This is a genomic window from Bacillus sp. FSL K6-0073, from assembly GCF_038006085.1.
Taxonomy (GTDB): Bacteria; Bacillota; Bacilli; order Bacillales; family Bacillaceae_G; genus Bacillus_A; species Bacillus_A cereus.
Genome location: NZ_JBBOUN010000001.1, coordinates 889432 through 910873, shown reverse-complemented (window position 1 = coordinate 910873; position 21442 = coordinate 889432). Strand labels below are relative to the sequence as shown.

Sequence of the window (21442 nt, the reverse complement as noted above, 5' to 3'; positions counted from 1 at the left end):
ACATATTACTAAAAACATTATAAAAACATCCCACAACTCTACATTATAATTTATGTAAAATTGTGAGATATTCTAATTACTATCTAAACACTTAAGATTTTCAATTGCTCTTTCTGTTCATCGCTTGCCATTACTGCGATTGTTTTTTCAATACTCGGATGTACTTGCTCAAGCTTTACACTTGCTCCTACTTTATTTGATTGCTCAACAAAATTTAATAATGCCATAGCTCCTGATACATCCATATAACGCACATCTTTCATACGTAAAACAACCGGTGACTTCACATCTTGTAAAGTAGAGAAAATACGATCTACTGATAGGAAAGAGAGCGGCCCTTGAATTGTGTACGTTTCTTCTTTTTCTTTTACGATAGAAGTTTTACGTTCTTTACATTTCACCATATATATGATGAACGAAAGAATAATACCAAAGGCAACAGCAATCATTAAATCGAACTTCACCGTTACAATCATCGTTACGAGCATAACAACGACATCACCTTTAGGAGCGACATGCATCTTTTTCATGCTTCCCCAATCGAACATTCCAATACCAGTTAAAATTAAAATACCTGATAATACAGCAAGTGGAATATATTGTACGACCGAACCAAGACCCATAATAAAAATAAATAAGATAACACTATGCATACATGCCGAAAGTGCCGTTTTACCGCCACTTCTTATATTCACGATAGACCTTACAGTCGCACCTGCACCTGCTAATCCGCCAAACAATCCGCTCATCATATTACCGATACCTTGTCCAACGAGCTCTTTATTACTTTTATGACGTGTACCTGTCACATTATCCATTACGACCGATGTTAACAACGAGTCAATCGACCCTAACAAAGCAATACTAAGCGCTGGTAAAATAAGTGCTGCTATTCCTGTTCCACTTAAAGATGGAATATGAAGCGTAGGTATCGCTTCTGGAATAGTTCCAATCTTTTCAATTACTTTATTTAGTGAAAGATTTCCGATAATCGGTAACTTTACTGTAAGTCCTTCGAGTAGAGAAGAAAATAAAGGAAGCAAAGCTGTCACACCGACTAGTGCTACTAAACTAGACGGAATCGCCTTAATCCATTTACCAGAAACAATCATTACAATAATCGTTAACACAACAAGTAGAAAACTATTTTGTACGTGTTTTATTTCGCCTAAAATAATGATTAATGCAATACCATTCATAAATCCTGAAACGACAGGATACGGAATATATCGAACGTAAGAACCGAGCTTACATACACCGAATAAAATTTGAAATAATCCTGCCATCATAAAGGCAATAAAACTTGCCTCTAACCCGTGCGTCGCAATAACTCCTGTTGCAATAACGGTAATCGGTCCAGTTGGCCCTGTTACTTGCCCAGGTGTCCCGCCAAATAACGCTGCGAATAAACCTGCAAAAATTGCACCATACAATCCAACAAGCGCTCCCTCAGACGTTCCTGTCGCAGCAATACCAAACGCAATCGCAAGTGGTAACGCAACAATCGCAACAGTAAATCCTGCTAAACATTCCTTTGCTATTTTTTGAAACATAAAAAAACCACCTTTGTATAAAGTCCATGTTCCATTGTACACCTAAAAAGATACATTCGTTAGCTCACTTTTTACATTCTCGTGACGTAAACGTATTCAACGAAAAGTTTTCCCCTTATCTTTGGAAACAATTGCAACTATGCTATAATGAACAAATTAAATCTTTTACTATATACTTGGAGGCACTATGCTAACTTTTGAAGAAAAATTATCGATTATTGAATCTTTCCCAGAACTAGAAAGAAAGAACGTATCATTAAAACGTGTAAACTTCCACTTTGAAGAAAGTCGTTTAGATAAAAAGAACGTTGTATTTCATTTACACCCAAATGGAAATGGATTTGTATATGCAAGCGGTATTAAAGGTTATAAAACAGATGATAAAGGTATGGTTAACATCCGTGAGTTTTCAGCAGAGGAGTTACGTTCAGTAATTGAGAAATCAATTGACCTTCTATCACAAGAAGAGGTAGTAGCACCTGTAGAACCTGCGAAAGAAGAAGAATGGCAGAACGAAGATGGTCATATTCTTACTCTTATTTCAGAGGATGACATGTGGAACGTGTACGCTGGTGTAAACTTAGACGGTACATTCAACTCTTATCCAGAAGCTGCGGAATACCTTGATGAAGAAGGCTTTTCACGCAAATAAAAATAGAAACCTATTTCATTCAACGACTTTTATAGTAATCAAAGAAGACACTTAAGGTGTCTTTTTTTGTTATATAAACTCCTTTCTCACACTATCTCTACTAATTTTCATAAAATGATTCAGAGGAGGTTTATATGAATACAACTGCTAAATTAATAAATTGGAAAGAACATGGCGATATGATTATTCTAGAATGTGAATTAAATGGAAAACGCTTCGAGATATCAACATATAAACAAAGAATATATAATGCACACCTTTTATCAGATGACGTTTATATTCGTTTAGACTCATCTGATAATATAATTGGAATAAATATTTATAAAAAGTAAGAAAAGCCCCCTATTCCGTAGGCGGGCTTTATCTTTATCACACAATATCAGAGTATACTCTCTTTTTTTCATACAGTTTATGTAATTATACATATTCATCAAAAATACACTAAATGAATATTACATGTAGTAAAATATAACTTGTGGGCACGTTCTATAAAGCAGATTCTTTTAAAAGGCGTAACATATCAATTATTATAGGGGATGTGGCGTCACTTCAATATTGATCTCAAATCTCTTGTCTTTTGTGAACTAACAATCTAGTGTATATAGACGATTCTGCTTTATAGTATGTGTTTACACTCATAACAAAGGGGTAATGGTAATACGGATAGATTCGTATGAAATGAAATGGTTCAAGTCGAAGAGAGGCACCTTAGGGTGCCTTTTCTTTTTGTATTACATCCACTTTGTTTTTCCACCTTATTTCAAATGCGCTAATTAACCTTCACCAAGAAGAAATGAGAATTAACAAAGATATTGTTTCTTCTGTTTAATATAGAAAAATGAAGGATACCCCATAGATATGGGGCATCCTTCATTTTCTATTTTTTCGCACCTTTCAACGACTCCCTCAGTACAAACTTCTGCAACTTCCCGCTCGCATTACGAGGGAGTTCATCTACAAATAAATAATGACGCGGACGTTTATAATCTGCTAGTTCATCACTTTCTTTGCAATACGTTTCTAAATCAGCTTCTGTTATTGTTTCATCTTTCTTCACAATAACTGCCACAACACGCTCTCCCCATAATTCGTCTGGCTCACCAAGTACCGCCACATCTAATATACCAGGATGACTATGAAGGAAATCTTCAATTTCACGAGGATAAATATTTACGCCACCGCTAATTACCATATCATCAACGCGATCAGCAACGAATAAATAACCGTCTTTATCAAAATAGCCTAGATCACCAGAATGATACCATCCTTTATACATCGATTTTTTATTCGCTTCTTCACGATTATGATAGCCAGCCATCATAGTTGGGCCGCGCAAAATAATTTCTCCCACTTCATAAGGAGGTAATACATCCTCTGGTTCTGCCGGTGCATCCTCGTTCGGTTTCACAATACGAACTTCATGGCTAAAGCATGGCGTGCCTGCTGAACCAGCTTTCGTAATTTGATCCTCCTCTACGAGAAACGCAACAACTGGCCCCATTTCTGTCATTCCGTATATTTGAACAAGATCAATATAAAGACGTTCTTTACATTCCTTCACTAACGCCGGTGCCATTGCTGCTCCGCCGTATATACCAATCTTCATCGAAGTTAAATCATACTGAGCTAAATCTTTTTGCAACAACATATTCCACATCGTCGGCGCTGCAAAGAACGTCGTAATCTTTTCTTCTTGAATCGTATGTAATACTGTTTCTGTATCAAAATGATGCAAAATAACATTCTTTCCACCAACTTGAATGCGTGGTATGATTCCGGCATTTAATTCACCACAGTGATATAAAGGCGCCACAACAAGCCCTACACTATCTCTATTATATTTAAGGAAATACGTACAAATCATACTATGCTCAGTCATTTCACGATGACGATGTAATACGCCTTTCGGATGACCTGTCGTACCGCTCGTATAAAGCATTGAACAATAATCCATTTCATCAATTTCGATATTTACTTTCTCAGAAGATGCTTCATTCACTTTTTCATGGTAGGAACTTGCATAGGAAGGTTTATCGTTTTCTATAGACCAAAAAGATGTATTTGGAAAATCTCTTTCAATTATAGCAACAGTTGACTCAACTGCTTTTTCAAAGACAACGACTTTCGAGGATGCGTCCTGAAGAATATAAGATACTTCTTTTGCTTTTAAGCGGAAATTAATCGGGTTAAAGATCGCTCCAATTTTCGCACAGGCTAAGTAAACGTTTACAAATTCACGGCAATTATATAAGTAAACAGATACAGTATCTCCCTTTCTTACCCCTTCTTCTAATAGAGCGTGCGCCGTTTTATTTATTTGTTCATCCCACTGTTTATACGTCCAGCGAATATTCTTTTCAGGTTCCACTAACGCCTCTTTATTCGGATACTTACCAACTGATAAATCAAAAATTCTCCCTATCGTCATGTACATGCCAACAATTTCCCCCTTTTCTCTTTCATAAATCTATCATTTCGTCCATAAGTAGACATTGTCCTTTAATGATTTGACTAATTTTTCTGATTATTATCGACATAGTTTTACATACGGTGCCGCTAAACGGTAAATGAAATTATATCAGCGATTTTCCAGATATATCGACCGTAACTTGAAATATATCAGCGATTTTCAAAATATATCAGCGCAACTCGAATTATATCAGCGATTTTTCAAATATATCGACTTACCGACAAAAACTGACAAGATATAATCGGACCGCCCGTTACTGCAGGATAAAAAGAGGTTGTTCCAACTCGGAACAACCTCTTTCTTCTTATGCAAATAGCTCTTCTAAAATTTTCAGTTTATCTTCTGTATATTTTACGAAGCCATCGTTATATGATTTTGGATCTTTCGGATTTGCGAAGTGCGTAATTGCTCCTGTCTTCGGATGAACAAATTTACTTGATGCACCACAACCAAGTCCGATAATTGATTGTACTTCTTCCATAATGACAATGTTGTAAATACTTTCTTGCGTCGGCATTGCATAACCAACATTCTCTAAGTTACCTAAAATATTCTTTTGACGATATAGGTAATATGGTACGTAATTATGCTTTTGCGTCCACTCTTCTGCTTCGTGCATCATCGCTGTAATTTCTTCGCGACCTGCTACTTTATATTTACGTTTGTTTTGCGTCATTTCAGAAGCACGTTTAAATGATAACGTATGAACTGTTAATGATTCTGGCATTAACTTTTCTGTTTCATCTAACGTATGTTTGAAGATATCTAACCCTTCACCAGGAAGACCAATAATTAAGTCCATATTAATATTGTTCATTCCCATTTCACGAGCTAAATGGTATTTCTCAATTGTTTCTTCTACAGTATGATGACGTCCAATTGCTTTTAGTGTCTCTTGATGGTATGACTGCGGATTAATACTAATACGGTCAATATTCCATTTATTTAACACTTCTAGCTTTGCTGGCGTGATCGTATCTGGGCGACCTGCCTCAACTGTTACTTCACGCACATTTTTCACATCTGGGAATGCTTCATACATTTCTTCATACAGCATATCCATCTCTTCTGCTGTAATACTTGTAGGTGTACCGCCGCCGTAATAAATCGTCGTAACTTTTACACCTTTTTCTTTTAAAAACTTACCAATTTCACGAACTTCATAATGTAAACCACCCAAGAACGAATCAACAGAGCCTTGGCGTCCATTAATCGCATAAGCCGGGAATGTACAATATGCACATTTCGTTGGGCAGAACGGAATACCGATATAAATACTTACTTCTTCTTTCAAACGGTATAAATCCGGAACAACTGCTAATTGGCAATCAACAATGCGCTGAAGAAGTTCAATTTTCTCTTCATGAATTAAATAACTTTCACGAAGCTCTTGATGCGCTTCTTCTTTTGACATACCATTTTGAAGCATTTTATGAAGAAGTTTCGTCGGACGTACTCCCGTTAAAATACCCCAGCTTTGTTCAATACCAGTTAACTGCTGAAGAACAGAAAGATATACATAAGAAACAACGTGCTTCACTTGCTTCATACGCTCTTTTTCATCTGTGAAAGCAGATAAATCTTTCGAGAATGTTTCTTCATACACATTTCCTGTGCTAACATCCGTTAATCGAGCGGATGCTTTCACATTATCCTCAATGTGTATATCAACGATAAGATTCGCTTCCTCTTGTTCAAATCCAATCGTACTATCTTCAAAAAATAAGCCGCCAATATTTTGTAGCGGACGTAAAAAACGATCATCTTGTAACGTTTTAATTGAAATTAACAACATTATCACCTTTTCATTTGCAAACTCTCTTTAGTTTACTTGAAGGGCGTTTACAGGTCAATACAGAAGGTTTTACCTGTTTCTCTTACATTTTTTCAAATAATTCTTTTTATGAATATCGCTCATGTATATAGACATCATCATTTTCTCTTGTTAAAATTTATTAGTACTAAAATCGATACATAGTGAAAATACAATATAAAAAGGAGGAATGTTAACACTAGATTCCATAATCTAATGTGTTAAAAAAAATATGAAAAAGAAATTTTATAGTGTTTTAACTCTCTCTCTTGCATTACAAACTGTTCTTGCACCTACTTATTCATTTGCAGAGAGTGCTGAAAAATCCGCTGAAGTATATACGGAAGATCAAGTTTTTAAAAGTATTAAAGAGCATGTTAATGAGCATAGTACTCATGAAGAAGATATCGAGGTTACTGGCCAGTTCCTACTATACACTTCAAAAAAACATTCATTATATACCGCGAATGATTTAAAAAACAAATCGAATATCGAGATTACAGAACAAGTCGTAACGGCGACAAAGAAAAAAGGAAATGCTTATTACATAACGACGCCAACTGGCGCTGGATGGATAGATAACAATGATAATAGCTTAGAAGTTCAAGAGATTCATAAACTATCTAATCAAAAATTAATCGTAAAAGAAGAAGCTTCCATACATGCCCTTCCGTTCCAATCATTTAAAGAAGAAGGGAAACTACAGCCACAAGTCATAACTCCTACTGAACAAGCTGGAAATTGGTTTAAAGTCCAAATAAATGAAACAACAAAATGGATTTATGCACCTTCTGCTACATTTGAAGGTACAAAAGCTTCATTATTAAAAAACAGTCGTACTGCTAAAAATAGTTTATTGAGATCGCCAGAAGCTCTACAAACAAACAATATTTATGGCGTTACATTTAAAGAAATGATTGTCCCAAAAGGAAATGACGATATTTGCCCTGGCTACCCGATGGTGCCTAAATATATTACGATTCACGAAACGGCTAATACAGCGAAGGGTGCTAATGCTCTAAATCATGCAAAATTCTTAGATAATCAAGCACGCGGAACAGCTGATCGCGCCGCATCTTGGCATTTCACAGTAGATGATAAAGAAATTTATCAACATCTTCCAGTAAATGAAGTTGGATGGCATGCTGGAAATAAAACTGGAAACTATGAATCTATCGGAATTGAAATTGCCGTTAATCAAGATGGAAACTATGAAAAAGCGGTAGAAAATGCCCGTAAATTGGCAGCTTATTTAATGAACGACTTAAATATTTCTCTAGATAAGGTCCAAAAACACCAATTTTGGTCAGGAAAAAACTGCCCTGCGTTTATGATTCAACGCGGACAATGGGATGCTTTCTTAAAAGGAACTGAAACATACTATAAGGAAAATCAAAAAAATCCCGTAACTGATGACATTACAGGTGGATGGTATGAACAAGACATTCGTCAATTAGCAGCTAGAGGCATTATGCAAGGAGAAGGGAACGGCAAGTACTTCCCAGAACGTCTTGTAACGCGTGCTGAATTTGCTACGTTAATTACTCGTGCTTTACAATTGCCAAGTGGAAATGCTAATTTCACAGACTTAGAACAAGTACACCCATCGTTAAGAGACGGTATTAATCGTGCAGCAAGCGCAGGCATAATCCGCGGACGTGGTGATAATACATTTGATCCAAATACTACAATTACACGCGAAGAAGCTGTTATTATGATCGATCGTTCTCTAAAACACGCTGGTATTTTTGCAAAACAAGTTGAACTACCATTCGTAGACCAAAACTTAATTTACGCTAAAGAAGAAGTACAAAGAGTGTATGGATATGGAATTGTAAAAGGTAATGAATTTAATCAATTCGTACCAAAAGGACCATCACAACGTGCACACGCAGCTGCATTTATAAACAGAATGCTTAGCGTAATTGAAGCTTAACATATTTATCATTCCATATAGATATTTTCATTTTATCTGTATTCACTTAAAAGGCATCAGAGATTGTATAATCTCTGATGCCTTTTATACATCTTTTAACTATTTTTAGCCATGAATCTTAAACGTATTCCTAGTAACAGAAGCATAAAACCGATGAATGGAACGTAATTCGTATTGTGTCCTGTAGCTGGAAGTTGTTGATTATTAGAAGAACCTTGTCCTTTTTCTGGTAAATTAGGTTTTTCTACTCCCTCACCCGGCTTTTCTGTTCCTTCACCTGGCTTCTCTGTTCCTTCACCTGGCTTTTCTGTTCCTTCACCTGGCTTTTCTGTTCCTTCACCTGGCTTCTCTGTTCCTTCACCTGGCTTCTCTGTTCCTTCACCCGGCTTTTCTGTTCCTTCACCCGGCTTTTCTGTTCCTTCACCTGGTTTTTCTGTTCCTTCACCTGGTTTTTCTGTTCCTTTACCTGGTTTTTCCGGACCTTTTTCTGTATCTTTTTTATTTGTAATTTGAAGCTTTACAACTTCAATTTTTTCATTAGAAATCGTAAATTTTATTTCCTTATCGGATAAAGTATATCCTTCTGGCGCTTGGATTTCTTTTAAAGTGTAATCTCCTGGTTCTAACTTCTTAGAAGTCGCTTTACCGCTCTTGTTTGTTGTTAATGTGTCGATTTTTGTTCCGTCTTTCCAAATTTCAAACACTGCGCCTGCTAATATTTTATTTGTATTATTAGCGTCTACCTTTGTAATTTCTAATTGACCTGTAATTTCTTCTTTCACTTTTTCATTCATAACTTCTTGTTTTACTACTTCATTTGCTACAACATTTACTTCTACTGTTACTTCTAACGCTTTATAACCTTCCGGCGCTTTCGTTTCCTCTAACGTGTACTTTCCTGGCACTAAGTTTTCGAATTTCACAACACCGTCTTTATTCGTTGTTTTCGCTTCTCCAACTACTTGACCAGCTTCGTTCTTTAATTTAAATTCTGCACCTGCTAGAACTTTTCCACTCTCCGAATCCTTTTTGATTACTTGTAAGCTTCCTAGTTCTTTTGCGTTTTCTACTTGTACTTCTACTACTTTGTTTGCTTCCACAACGACTTCAGTTTCTTCTTTTAACAACTTATATCCTTGTGGTGCTTTCGTTTCTTTTAATGTGTACTTTCCTGGCTCTAATTTCTGTGAAACTACTTTACCAGTTTTATCTGTTCGTAACGTATCTACTTTTTTACCATCTTTATACACTTCGAATTCTGCATCTGATAATACTTTCGTTTTATCTTCCGCATCTACTTTTACAATTTCGAATTGACCAAGGCTCTTACTGTTCGTTACTTTTACATCAACAACTTTTTCACCGTCAACTGTTACATGAATTATTTGTTTTGTTAACTCATAACCTTCTGGTGCTTTTGTTTCTTCTAACGTATATTCACCTGGCACAAGTCCGTCTACTTTAACCGTTCCAGACTTATCTGTTGTAATTCCTTCTTTTACAACATTTCCTTTCGCATCTTTCAATGTAAATTGTGCGCCTGCTAAGCGTTTCGTTTGATCTTTATCATCCATTTTAATAATTTGTAGAGAACCTAAGATTTTTTCGTTTTCTGCCTCTACTTTTACTACTTCTTTCTCGTTTTGAATTGTTACTTTCCATTCTTTATTTGAAAGCTTGTAGCCCGCTGGTGCTTTCGTTTCTTTCACTGTGTATTCACCTAGCGGTAATTTCGGTGACATCACTTTTCCACTCTCATCTGTTTTTAGTTCTGCTACCTTTTTACCATCTTTATACACTTCGAATTCTGCACCTGATAACAATTTCATTTTATCATTCGCATCTACTTTCACGATTTCGAATTGACCCATTACTTTTTCATTCATGACTTCTTGTTTTACTACTTCGTTCGCTACAACGTTCACTTCTACTGTCACTTCTAGCGCTTTATAACCTTCCGGCGCTTTCGTTTCCTCTAACGTGTACTTTCCTGGCACTAAGTTTTCGAATTTCACAACACCGTCTTTATTCGTTGTTTTCGCTTCTCCAACTACTTGACCAGCTTCGTTCTTTAATTTAAATTCTGCACCTGCTAGAACTTTTCCACTCTCTGCATCCTTTTTGATTACTTGTAAGCTTCCTAGTTCTTTCGCATTTTCTACTTGTACTTCTACTACTTTGTCTGCTTCCACAACGACTTCAATTTCTTCTTTTAACAATTTATATCCTTGTGGTGCTTTCGTTTCTTTTAATGTGTATGTTCCTGGTTCTAATTTCTGAGAAACTACTTTACCAGTTTTATCTGTTCGTAACGTATCTACTTTTTTACCATCTTTATACACTTCGAATTCTGCATCTGATAATACTTTCGTTTTATCTTCCGCATCTACTTTCACGATTTCAAATTGACCCGTTACTTTTTCGGAGATCTTTTTATTCACCACATCTACAGTCACTATTTTATTAGCCTCTACATCAACAGAAACTGAACTAGATGATAATTCATATCCTTTCGGTGCTTCTACTTCTTTTAATATATAGCTTCCAACTGGAAGTTGTTTCGATAAGGCTTCACCTTTATCATCTGTAACAATCGTTTCCACAACTTTCCCATCTTTATCGATAACATCAAATTTTGCACCTGGTAGAAGTTGACCAGATTCACTATCTTTTTTCAATAATTTAAATTGGCCATTCTCTACTTTTTTCGTATTCTTCATAACAAGTTCAATTACGTTTGTATTATCAATTGTTACTTTGACTGGTGTATCAACTTTTATATATCCTTCTGGTGCATTTATTTCTTTTACAAAATAGTCACCAAGTGGTAAATCTTTAACTTCCGCAATACCCTTTTCGTTTGTTGTAACAGTAGCCACAACGTTATTATCTTTGTCTATAACATCAAATTTTGCGTCTTTTAAACAATATTTTCATCTTTTTCATCAACTTTTTTAATTTGTAAATGTCCTTTTTCAACTGCTGGTTTATTCCACTTTGGCCAGTTAAATTTAAAGTTATGAACCTCAAAACCATCTCTTTGGTGTAATCCTCCAACATAGGCTTGTCCATTAATAGAACCACCTTTTGTTTCTACAACTGCATTAGGTGCAAACACACTACCTACTACACCATAACCTTTAGTTGTTATCTTTGTAGCATTAGGAAATACCCAAATTACCTTACTAGCTAACTCAGTAAAAGATGAATTAGGATCGTATGCTTGAGATGTATTAATTAAATCCGTCGCCATCCCAGTATTTCTTGTATCATACAAAATTGCACCGCCACCAAAACTCACTTCTTCTGCATCTGAATAAATAACAATAAAGTCTTTATTCTCTACATTCGGAAGAAAAACGTCTTTTACATCAAATGTTTTCTTTCCAGTTTGGCCTGAAGAGACATAAATATTAGGGTTATTTAAATCTTCACCGATGCCAAAGCTCATATTAGGTTTTGGCTTATCAGTCTGTAGTTTACTTGCATCCCCGATTACACCATCAACGTCTTTTCTAAATTCTTTAAACTTAGCATCAATCTCCGCTTGCTCTTTATAAGAGATACGGTCATATGATGTTTTCATTGCGCCATCTGGGTCACCGTCTTTTGTCATCGCCACTGTTCCATCTTGAATAATTACTTGTCCTGCTCCCGCTTTCGTAAATTGACCGCCTAGTAATAATGATGGATATCCTTCATCTACCCAAGTTGCTCCAGCTAAGTTATTTGCTCCAGTTGCAGCCGCTACGACTGTATAACTTGATGCGTTCATATTTTTCTGAACAGCCATCGCACCTTCAATATCCGCACTCGTTGCACTATGATCTCCAAAAATGATGGCGTTGTAATAAGATACATCACCTAAACCTTTTAATTCTGTTGTAGCTGCCTCTGCTTTAAATGGTAAGTGGATTAAAAAATTCATACATATTAGTAATACAACTATTAAACTACTACTTAACTTTTTAATTTTTTGATTAAATGATTTCCTCAAGAAATTCATTCCCCCTTTTAAACTTCCTAAAACCCAAAAAACAAGTACATATCATATGTACCAAACCTTACTCACATTAACTTAAAATAATCCATTTAAATAAAACAAAAAAATACTACAACTACTTAATAAGATTGCTACAATTCATTTTTGAAATAATACGTGAACTAAACTGTCATGCGGAAATACTTTTACGTATGGGAGCCCAATAAAATTAATCTGAAGAATATTTCATGTGGTGTAACTATTTTGGCAACATCATTCACTTTACATTAGTTTTCTAAAGGATTCAAGTGAATTGTATAGATTTCATACACAATTCATATTTTAAAACGTTTCCATTCCTTTTAATAAGCTCAACAAAAAAACGTAGCCAAAAAGCTACGTTTTTCTTTCATCGTTTCGGTGTATTTTTATGATTCTTCAAAAACGGAAGCGGGAATTGCTTACGGAAATGCTCTTTAATCATATACTCTACACCGTTTTCGCTATTTGAACGTGTAATCCAATCTGCTGCTTGCTTTAATTCTACAGGCGAGTTCCCCATCGCTACCCCAAGTCCCACGTTTTCAATAACCTCTAAATCTTCCATACTATCTCCAATCGCAACCATTTCATTTAGCGAAATATTTAAATGCTCTCCAAGCAATTGTAATCCACGTAACTTTGATACATTTTGCGGCAAAATTTCTATTCGTTTTGAATCACATTCAACATACTCTACATCTTGGAATGCTTTTCTTAATGTGTTCAGTCCTCTTTCTTTTTCACCTTTACTTTGGAAAAGAACATCAATTTTTGGCGCCGCTACGGGATGGTCCCGAAGCGCATCACCTAACGAATCTACAAATTGAACTGGATAAAATAACGGATCTGCGCTTGATAATACAGTGCGCGCAATTAAGTTTGGTGTATTTCTCTCACGATTTCCTATCGAAAACCGTTCATGAGAAATACGTACGTTACAATCAAAGTGCTCTAACACTTGCACAATGTTAAAAGTCTTCTCTTCAGACAATCTTCTTTGAACGTACGGCTTATCTAACGTTGCTGAAACGAAAGCACCACCATGTGTCACTAATATAGAATCTAATTTTAACGCCTTTGCTACTTTATGAGCGGATTGAAAATTACGACTCGTAAATAACGTAACGTATACATCTTTTCTTTTCACAAATTCAATTGTTTCTCTTAATCCTTTTGCAATTTTTCCATTGTTGTATAGTAGTGTCCCATCTATATTAAGAGCTAGTAAGCGATAAATCATGTCGCACTCCCCCTCTTCGCTGTTGTACTCTATCCATAATTTATGAAATAAACCCGATAAATAGAACGAGTTAGAATTACTACTGAAAATTTGGTTTACTATATACATATACACTTAGTAAAGGAGATAGTACAATGCAGGCACCTCCTTCCTTTTATGAAGGCGATACGTTAGAAGTCGCAAAAAAATTACTCGGGCAAAAACTTGTTCATATTGTAGACGGAATAAAGCGAAGCGGAATCATTGTAGAAGTAGAAGCATATAAAGGCCCAGATGATAAGGCCGCACATAGTTACGGAGGCAGACGGACAGATCGCACAGAAGTTATGTTTGGTGCACCAGGGCATGCTTACGTATATTTAATTTACGGTATGTATCATTGCTTTAACGTTATTACAGCGCCAGTGGGCACCCCGCAAGGTGTTCTCATTCGAGCTCTTGAGCCGGTAGATGGAATAGAAGAAATAAAACTAGCGCGCTACAATAAGACAGAAATTACAAAAGCGCAGTACAAAAATTTAACGAACGGTCCTGGCAAACTATGCCGTGCACTTGGCATCACTTTAAAAGAACGCGGTGTATCGTTACAAAGTGATACGTTACATATTGAATTAGTTCCAAAAGAAGAACACATATCATCACAATATAAAATAACAGCAGGACCTCGTATTAATATCGACTATGCAGAAGAAGCTGTACATTATCCGTGGCGTTTTTATTATGAGGGGCATCCGTTTGTTTCAAAGAAATAAACGATATCGACTTACCGACAAATAAAAGAAGACTGTTCCAAAATGGAACAGTCTTCTCCTTTTACTCCGCACCTTCCGCAGTTGCAATATTATCCTCTAAATTTTCTCTTGATAATTCAGCCGCCATAAAATCTGCTGTTTCTGGAAGTGCTAAATGCATATGAGCTTTTTGACAAATTTGGATCGTGCAGTTTTCTACAACATAGTCGAAAACATGTCCGCCTCCGCTTCTTTCATCATCAATGTAATGTAAGTGGAATCCAGCTACTCCAATACCTTGTGCGTAATCTGGTGTCCAAAATCCAGCAAGCGTACCTTCTGTATTCTCAAACGAAAAGATTGGTTGCGATTTCGTCACTTCAACGAGTGGTGTATACGGTTTTTCTTGTCTTGGAACAGTTCTCGTTCTTACTTCACGGAACGTACCGTCCATTCGAATAGCGTAAAATAAGTTTTTACTTGGCATTAATTCATGTAATAACGCTTCAACTTCTTCACGATTCATCGGACGCTCTACCGTATAACTCATTTCTTTTTCAAAAAACGTTACAGTTGCAAATGGCGTTGTTTCTTCTGGCTCTACTTTTTCCGCTGAACCGTCTGAACGTAAATGATAAAATCCATTATCAAATGCAATCATTTCACCGTCTAATTGATCAAATGTGCCGATGCCGAAATCACCATGTTTTTTCAAATCTTCAAAGCTAATCACACCATCATATATACCATCTAATAGCGCAAGCATTGTAGATGTTTGATATACTTCATTACTCATTTTCGTTTTTTTTGCATCAATATCAATTAATTCCGCAACAGTCATCTCAAATCTGCCTCCATTAGTTTAATTGGTTTGGTAATAATTTTTCGCTTAATTTAATGTTGTCACGATAGTCAATTGGAATATCAATAATGACAGGACCATCTGCTGCTAATGCTTCTTTTAATACCCCTTCTAATTCATCAGGCGTGTTAACACGAAGACCTAACGCTCCGAAACTTTCCGCATATTTCACAAGATCAACATCACCAAACTCTGTAGCTGATGTTCTACCGTATTTCATCATTTGTTGGAATGCAACCATATCATATGTGCCGTCTCTCCAAACAAGATGGACGATTGGAGAATTTAAACGTACCGCCGTTTCTAACTCCATCGCTGAGAATAAGAAACCACCGTCACCTGATACGGAAACTACTTTTTTACCTGGTTCTACTAAAGTAGCTGCGATTGCCCAAGGAAGTGCAACACCTAACGTTTGCATACCGTTACTAAATAATAATCTACGTGGTTCATAAGAACGGAAACATCTCGCCATCCAAATAGAATGGGAACCGATGTCACATGTAACAGTTGTATCGTCACTAATTAAAGAACGAAGTGTACGAATCACTTGAAGTGGATGCGTAACACCTTCTGCAGGACGATTTGGAACTTCTGCTTGTTCTGATAATTTCGCACGTAATCGTTCTAATACCGCTTCTGATTTCGTACTTAATACTAGTTTCGGTAATTTCTCCGCGATGCTATTTACCGTTAAGGCAATATCACCAATTAATTCACGCTCTGGTTGGTAATCATGGTCGATATCTGCTTGATGGTCGTCAAGATGAATAATCGTTCTGTCGCCAAGTTTATTCCAGAACTTTGGATCATACTCGATTGGATCATAACCGATAGAAATAACAAGGTCTGCTTCTTCTAGTAAAATATCACCTGGTTGGTTACGGAATAATCCAACGCGGCCGAAGAAATGATCTTCTAACTCACGTGAAATGGCACCAGCCGCTTGATATGTTTCAACGACAGGAAGTTCTGTATCCGCGATTAATTCACGAACGGCTTTCGTCACTTCATTTGTGCTCGCTCTCATACCGAGTAAAATAACTGGTAATTTCGCTGATTTTATTTTTTCTACTACATATGTAATATCATTTGTGGGAGCGATTCCAAGCTGTGGCTTAGAAAGCGCACCGATAGACTCTACAGTCGTTTCCGCAGTCATAACGTCTTGCGGAAGACTTACTAAAGTAGCTCCCGGATTTGTGGAAGTCGCACTTCGAAATGCATTACTAAGTGCTTCTGGCACATTATCAGGATGCTCTACTTCTACGCTATATTTTGTGATTGGTTCGAATAGTGCAGCATTATCCATAGATTGATGCGTGCGTTTTAATCGATCCGTACGCGGTACTGCACCAGCTAAAGCAACAACGGGATCACTCTCCGCATTCGCAGTAACAAGACCTGTCGCTAAATTTGATGTCCCTGGTCCTGAAGTTACAAGACATACGCCCGGTTTCCCTGTTAATCTACCAATAGCAGCTGCCATAAATGCTGCATTTTGTTCATGACGACAAACAATTAACTCTGGTCCTCTTTCTTGCAATACATCAAATACAGAGTCAATCTTTGCTCCTGGAATACCGAAAACATGTGTAACACCTTGTTTAATTAAACAATCAACAACAAGATCTGCTCCTTTTGTTTTTGTCTTCACGTCGTTTGCTTTTACACCTGTACTCAAACTAATCATTCCTTTGTTTCATAATTTGTGTAATAAAGATTTTAATTTCACCTAGTTAATTAATGTGGTGAAGTATCATTTATCATTATATTACAAATGCATTATTTTTCCAACAATATGAATTCGACATTATTTTGACAAAATTCAAAGAATACGCTTACAACCTTTTGTTTATCTTAAAATAACATTTTTATATCTCTTCTAAAAATGCGCAAAAATATTTCCATCCGTTTACATTATTAAAAATTTTATAGTACCTTGCAAAGAATAATAGCAAATGATATATTTGTAAATAATGGAATAACCATTATTTGGAATCCTTTTTATAATTTATATATACCCTTCAAAAGGTAGATATAGATTGTGCTGTTTAGAAAGAAGATAAGATTCTCAACTGTAATTCATCATTCTATAAAGGAAAGTGATTGTTATGAACAAAAATGAATTTTTGGAACAACTTAGTTCCTCTCTGCAGAATATGCCTAATTTAGAAAAGGAGGATATTATCTCGGAGTACGAAACTCATTTTATTAGTGGTAAACAAGATGGAATATCTGAAGAGGAAATTTCTAAAAAACTAGGAAACCCTAAAACTATCGCTAAAGAACTTAACGTTTCATATGCAATAAGCAACGCTGACAATAGGCGCAGCCTAAAAAATATTATGACAGCACTGTTTTCTGTTATGAGCTTAAGTCTTTTAAACTTTATATTTATCATTATCGCCTTTTTCGTATTACTCTTTCTATTACCGCTTCTTCTAGCACTTATAATTGCTACACCGTTATTAATTATTTCACCTATATTATTAATAGGGTTAGGATTCTTTAAAGGGTTTCACCAAATCAGTTATTCCGATGTTTACAATGTATTCATAGCTTTTTGCATCGGCTTACTAATATCAGTCATATGTTATCAAATAATAAAACATCTATACGTAGCTTTAGTTAAGTATTTGAAATGGAATGTAGCTATTTTGCAACGACACTAATGCAAAAGGAGATTAAGATGAAAAATTATATTTTATACCCATTCATGTTACTTACAATGTTATTTCTATCAGCTTGTTCAAACAGTGTACAGCCTAAGGAAAAAAATGATGTACAATCTATCAAAGATGTTGCTATTAAAGTTCCAGAAAATATATTTAGTTCCTCAAAGAAAAATGAAACTATTAGTGAAGACGAAATGAAACAAAATATAAAAAATTATTTAAATTATAGCGGAGAGTTAGACGAAAATATCGTGGCATTCTCATCAGCCATGTCTGATGAGAATGCCACGAAATCTGACCAAGAGAAATTAAAACAACTAGTAGATTTAGCACAACAAAACGACGCGAACTTCCATAATTTTATTAGCAACAATACGATCCCCGATGATTACAAAAAGCCTTCAAAAGAAATATATGAATTTATTTCATCATCTACAGCACTTTCAGTAGAACTAGAGCAAGAGTTAGACAAACTCTCTCAAGATGGTAACTTATTCAAAACTGATTTCTCTTTTACAAAGCGCTTTGAGAAAGTTAATGGTAGGAAGCAAAAAGAAATTGAAGAGTTTTTGAAGGAAAAAAACATTAAAACTGAGTATTTCAGTAAGTGATAATACATTCCTCTTTAAAACATTCACCAACATATGGAAATTTTAAAGAGACTTTATTATGTGTAAGGATGCACTTCATCCGTTTCCCATAAAAAAAGGCCTCCTTAAAGGAGGCCCAAGCAAAAACAACAAACGCAAAATAACAACAAATAATGGACGATAAAATCACTATATTGACAAAGTATAGGATTTTTATCAATTGGAGTAACTCAACCCTAAATTACTCTTTTAACAATGCAATACTAATAACTTATTACAGCAATTTTTTACCGTGTCTTAAAATAATTGACTGTCTTTCAAATAATTCTATTTATATTGATTGTTATTAATTAGTATATACTTGAATACGACTATACACCCTAATAAAAGGCAATATATTAAGCTGTTAGTCCTCGCGAGTTTATTTTGCCTTTAATGTAACTATACTATATTCTTCCATTTATATCACCGAACATTCCTCTCGTATTCACGCATTTTTCTTGCGTGAATACCGCATTACATCGGCGTATCCGCTAACACCCACTCTAACTTTCCTTTATATTCTAGTCCGACTTTAATAAGCGGACTAGGCTCAACAAATAATCGGATACCATTCGATTCATCATTCCAAAATACTTCAGTCGGTTCGTTATTCGTTGAAATAGACGTAGCTACTTCTACAGCTGTTTCACCTAACATATATTGTTGACTGCCCTTTACATACCCTTCTCTTTCACACCCGTATATGATACACGCTTTCTAAAATCATGTAATATTTATAAAATATAGATTTGCATATATATTTCTTAAGGCACTTCATTTATGAAACGTACTTTTCGCACCCGTCAATTCACGACCTTGTGAATCTGTAAATTTGCCATTCTGACTAATATTCTCTTTCTTTCAAATACTTTATAAAAAAATACAAAACACTATTTCTTAACAGTGTTTTGTATCATGCTATCATCTTCTTAATAGTACTTAATCAACATATGTCGTTTACTATTCTTGTTCGTCACCTTTTTTCTTAGAGCGTCTTCCTATTAAGAATACTAAAACTAGTAATGTTACAAGTAATAAAATTCCACCTATAATATAGTACAGAGTATAATCCTTTTTGGCCTCTACAGCTGTATCATTTAACTTCTGTGCTTCTTTTCCTTCAATCGTAAATTTCTTGGTCCACTCCCATTTCTGATCACCATCCGTTGCCTTCATTTCTAGACGGTATGTTCCTGGCTCTAAAGCTTTATTGTCCCAACTAATTGCATAATCAAAGTTAGAATTTGGTGCCATTCTTAAATTTTCTTTTTTCGTTTCATGTAGTATATCTTTACCTTTTTCAGTGTACACCTTTGCATCTACGCTTAAATTCTTTAACATTGCTGGTTTTATATTTTGTAAATTTGCTGTCACTACATTACGTGCATTCACTTGTCCTGGCTTTACTTCATTTAATTTCATATCTGGTTTTACTTGGGCGTCCGTTTCTCTTAAGACAACACCAATTGCGTATGCATATTTGTTTTCAATCTGTACATTATCAGATGTTCCTTTTTCTTTTTCATCTTCTTTTTCTTTAAAATACAATCCACCTAAAATAACACCATCAAATGATTCAGCTGGCATTTCAATACTCACATCTAATGTAACTTTACCTTTCGCTGGAATTTTTGTTTCTTTTTGTACTTTAGCAATTTTAGAAAATGGGGTTTTAAGTGTAGAGTCTAATTGAGGATCAATCATGCTATAGTCAGTAATACCATTGCTATTTGTAATAGCTGTATTCGCATGAGTTTCTACTATAACCTCTTTATCCGTATCATTTTTCATTTGCACTTGAATTGTTTGCTTTTTACCTGGTTCCATCTTTAAATCGAAATATGTTTGATTCTTGTCAACTTGGTTTTCTGGAATTACTGCTGTTACCGCAAATTTCATTTCTGCTGCGTGCATTGTAACACTAGCAATATTTAAAATAAATACAATGGCTAATAAACTACTCAATATTTTTTTAATAGATTTCATACTATATTCCTCTCATATTCAATAATTTGATATACAAACGAAAGAGATAAAGATATTAAATCTATCCTTATCTCTTTCTATGCCCTATATGATTAATCTTTACAAAGTTATATTACATAGGTGCGTCTTTTAATTCCCAAGTTAGAGAAGTTGTGTACTCAGCTTGTTCTTTCTTTGTTTTACCTGGAACACTTAGCTCCACACTCTTCTCCGCATCTTCTACTGATTTACCAAATGTGTTTACCCATGTTCCCATACCTTGCTCTTCTTGCGCAGTTACAACATCAGATGCTTGACCTGGAGTTAACGTAATATCTTGTGCAGCTTTTGGTGCCTCACTTCCAGATGCTGAATGTAACGTTCCATTTTTCAACGTTAAAGCTGCTCCTGTTAAATCCCTGCCTTCTGCAGTTTTAAATTGGTCGTTTTGTGTTACTGATAACTTCCATCCTGCGTTTGTACCACGGTTATCCGTTACTTGTACGTAGTTTTGTACTTTCATTGTCTCAGTTGTATCTTTTTTTGTTACTGAATCTAAACTAGCGTGGTAAATTTCGTTGTTACCAGAAGCTTTATGTTTTTCAAATTGGAAGTTTGATACATAATCAATACTTAATGGACCTTGTGTTCCTGGCTCATGTGGGTCTTTTGGATCGTTTGGATCTTTTGTTTCTACTTCAACATTTGGATCTAGTGGACTAACTGGATTTACAATTTCAGTATTTTTCTCAAATTTGATAAATGCTTTTGAGTTTAGTGTTCCACCATCTTCAGCTGCAAACGTTGGTGCTCCTGCTGCTAATACTGTTGAAAATGATACCGCTCCTGCTAATGCTAATTTCGTTAATTTCATATAATTTATCCC

The 21442-nt window shown here is 35.4% G+C and carries 17 protein-coding genes; 6 read left to right on the top strand and 11 right to left on the bottom strand.

The features are described 5' to 3' along the window. Positions 1-83: 83 nt before the first annotated feature. Positions 84-1553, bottom strand: a complete 1470-nt coding sequence (locus tag MHB52_RS04670; protein ID WP_000486650.1) for a SulP family inorganic anion transporter — start codon at positions 1551-1553, stop codon at positions 84-86. Between the two features lie 187 nt (positions 1554-1740). On the opposite strand from MHB52_RS04670, the gene MHB52_RS04665 reads away from it, so the two are divergent. Together MHB52_RS04665 and MHB52_RS04660 are read left to right on the top strand one after the other, a co-directional pair. Then, the gene (locus tag MHB52_RS04665; RefSeq protein WP_000954998.1) at positions 1741-2205 is read left to right on the top strand and encodes a hypothetical protein; all 465 of its coding nucleotides are present in this window, start codon (positions 1741-1743) and stop codon (positions 2203-2205) included. Between the two features lie 134 nt (positions 2206-2339). Further along, entirely contained in the window at positions 2340-2537 is a 198-nt protein-coding gene (locus MHB52_RS04660; protein ID WP_001098260.1) for a hypothetical protein, read from the top strand. Between the two features lie 545 nt (positions 2538-3082). On the opposite strand, the gene MHB52_RS04655 is transcribed toward MHB52_RS04660, so the two are convergent. Both MHB52_RS04655 and MHB52_RS04650 read right to left on the bottom strand, forming a co-directional pair. Then, entirely contained in the window at positions 3083-4639 is a 1557-nt protein-coding gene (locus MHB52_RS04655; RefSeq protein ID WP_061664295.1) for a fatty acid--CoA ligase, read from the bottom strand. A gap of 340 nt (positions 4640-4979) precedes the next feature. Then, positions 4980-6470 carry a coproporphyrinogen III oxidase gene (locus MHB52_RS04650; RefSeq protein ID WP_001999181.1) on the bottom strand — a complete coding sequence of 497 codons (1491 nt, stop codon included), beginning with the start codon at positions 6468-6470 and terminating at the stop codon, positions 4980-4982. 250 nt (positions 6471-6720) lie between these two features. Here MHB52_RS04650 and MHB52_RS04645 point away from each other — a divergent pair, with 250 nt between their 5' ends. Beyond that, positions 6721-8424, top strand: coding sequence for an S-layer homology domain-containing protein (locus MHB52_RS04645; protein WP_061664294.1), 1704 nt, complete (start codon positions 6721-6723; stop codon positions 8422-8424). Positions 8425-8519: 95 nt separating this feature from the next. Here MHB52_RS04645 and MHB52_RS04640 read toward each other — a convergent pair whose 3' ends face one another. From MHB52_RS04640 to MHB52_RS04635, 3 genes are all read right to left on the bottom strand, one after another. Beyond that, on the bottom strand, positions 8520-11303 hold the full coding sequence (locus MHB52_RS04640) for a SpaA isopeptide-forming pilin-related protein (RefSeq protein ID WP_445661877.1): 2784 nt from the start codon (positions 11301-11303) through the stop codon (positions 8520-8522). 41 nt (positions 11304-11344) lie between these two features. Continuing rightward, positions 11345-12421, bottom strand: coding sequence for a collagen-binding domain-containing protein (locus MHB52_RS36750; RefSeq protein WP_431519950.1), 1077 nt, complete (start codon positions 12419-12421; stop codon positions 11345-11347). A 394-nt stretch (positions 12422-12815) separates the two neighbouring features. Next, the gene (locus tag MHB52_RS04635) at positions 12816-13688 is read right to left on the bottom strand and encodes a Cof-type HAD-IIB family hydrolase (RefSeq protein ID WP_000640420.1); all 873 of its coding nucleotides are present in this window, start codon (positions 13686-13688) and stop codon (positions 12816-12818) included. A gap of 134 nt (positions 13689-13822) precedes the next feature. On the opposite strand from MHB52_RS04635, the gene MHB52_RS04630 reads away from it, so the two are divergent. After that, positions 13823-14440 (top strand): DNA-3-methyladenine glycosylase, encoded by a 618-nt coding sequence (locus MHB52_RS04630; RefSeq protein ID WP_001148797.1) that lies wholly within the window; start codon positions 13823-13825, stop codon positions 14438-14440. A gap of 61 nt (positions 14441-14501) precedes the next feature. On the opposite strand, the gene alsD is transcribed toward MHB52_RS04630, so the two are convergent. Both alsD and alsS read right to left on the bottom strand, forming a co-directional pair. After that, on the bottom strand, positions 14502-15260 hold the full coding sequence (gene alsD / locus MHB52_RS04625) for an alpha-acetolactate decarboxylase (RefSeq protein WP_061664763.1): 759 nt from the start codon (positions 15258-15260) through the stop codon (positions 14502-14504). Between the two features lie 16 nt (positions 15261-15276). Continuing rightward, the gene (gene alsS / locus MHB52_RS04620) at positions 15277-16965 is read right to left on the bottom strand and encodes an acetolactate synthase AlsS (RefSeq protein ID WP_000103530.1); all 1689 of its coding nucleotides are present in this window, start codon (positions 16963-16965) and stop codon (positions 15277-15279) included. 430 nt (positions 16966-17395) lie between these two features. Here alsS and MHB52_RS04615 point away from each other — a divergent pair, with 430 nt between their 5' ends. Then, on the top strand, positions 17396-17956 hold the full coding sequence (locus MHB52_RS04615) for an HAAS signaling domain-containing protein (RefSeq protein WP_016117262.1): 561 nt from the start codon (positions 17396-17398) through the stop codon (positions 17954-17956). 17 nt (positions 17957-17973) lie between these two features. Beyond that, positions 17974-18570, top strand: coding sequence for an NDxxF motif lipoprotein (locus tag MHB52_RS04610; RefSeq protein ID WP_016117261.1), 597 nt, complete (start codon positions 17974-17976; stop codon positions 18568-18570). Between the two features lie 495 nt (positions 18571-19065). On the opposite strand, the gene MHB52_RS04605 is transcribed toward MHB52_RS04610, so the two are convergent. The 3 genes from MHB52_RS04605 to MHB52_RS04595 form a co-directional block, all read right to left on the bottom strand. Beyond that, positions 19066-19248, bottom strand: coding sequence for a hypothetical protein (locus tag MHB52_RS04605; RefSeq protein ID WP_061664765.1), 183 nt, complete (start codon positions 19246-19248; stop codon positions 19066-19068). A 303-nt stretch (positions 19249-19551) separates the two neighbouring features. Next, positions 19552-20577 carry a DUF916 and DUF3324 domain-containing protein gene (locus tag MHB52_RS04600; protein ID WP_061664767.1) on the bottom strand — a complete coding sequence of 342 codons (1026 nt, stop codon included), beginning with the start codon at positions 20575-20577 and terminating at the stop codon, positions 19552-19554. 112 nt (positions 20578-20689) lie between these two features. Beyond that, a complete protein-coding gene (locus tag MHB52_RS04595; RefSeq protein ID WP_016117258.1) occupies positions 20690-21430 on the bottom strand; it encodes a WxL domain-containing protein in 741 nt (246 codons plus the stop codon). Between the last annotated feature and the right edge of the window lie 12 nt (positions 21431-21442).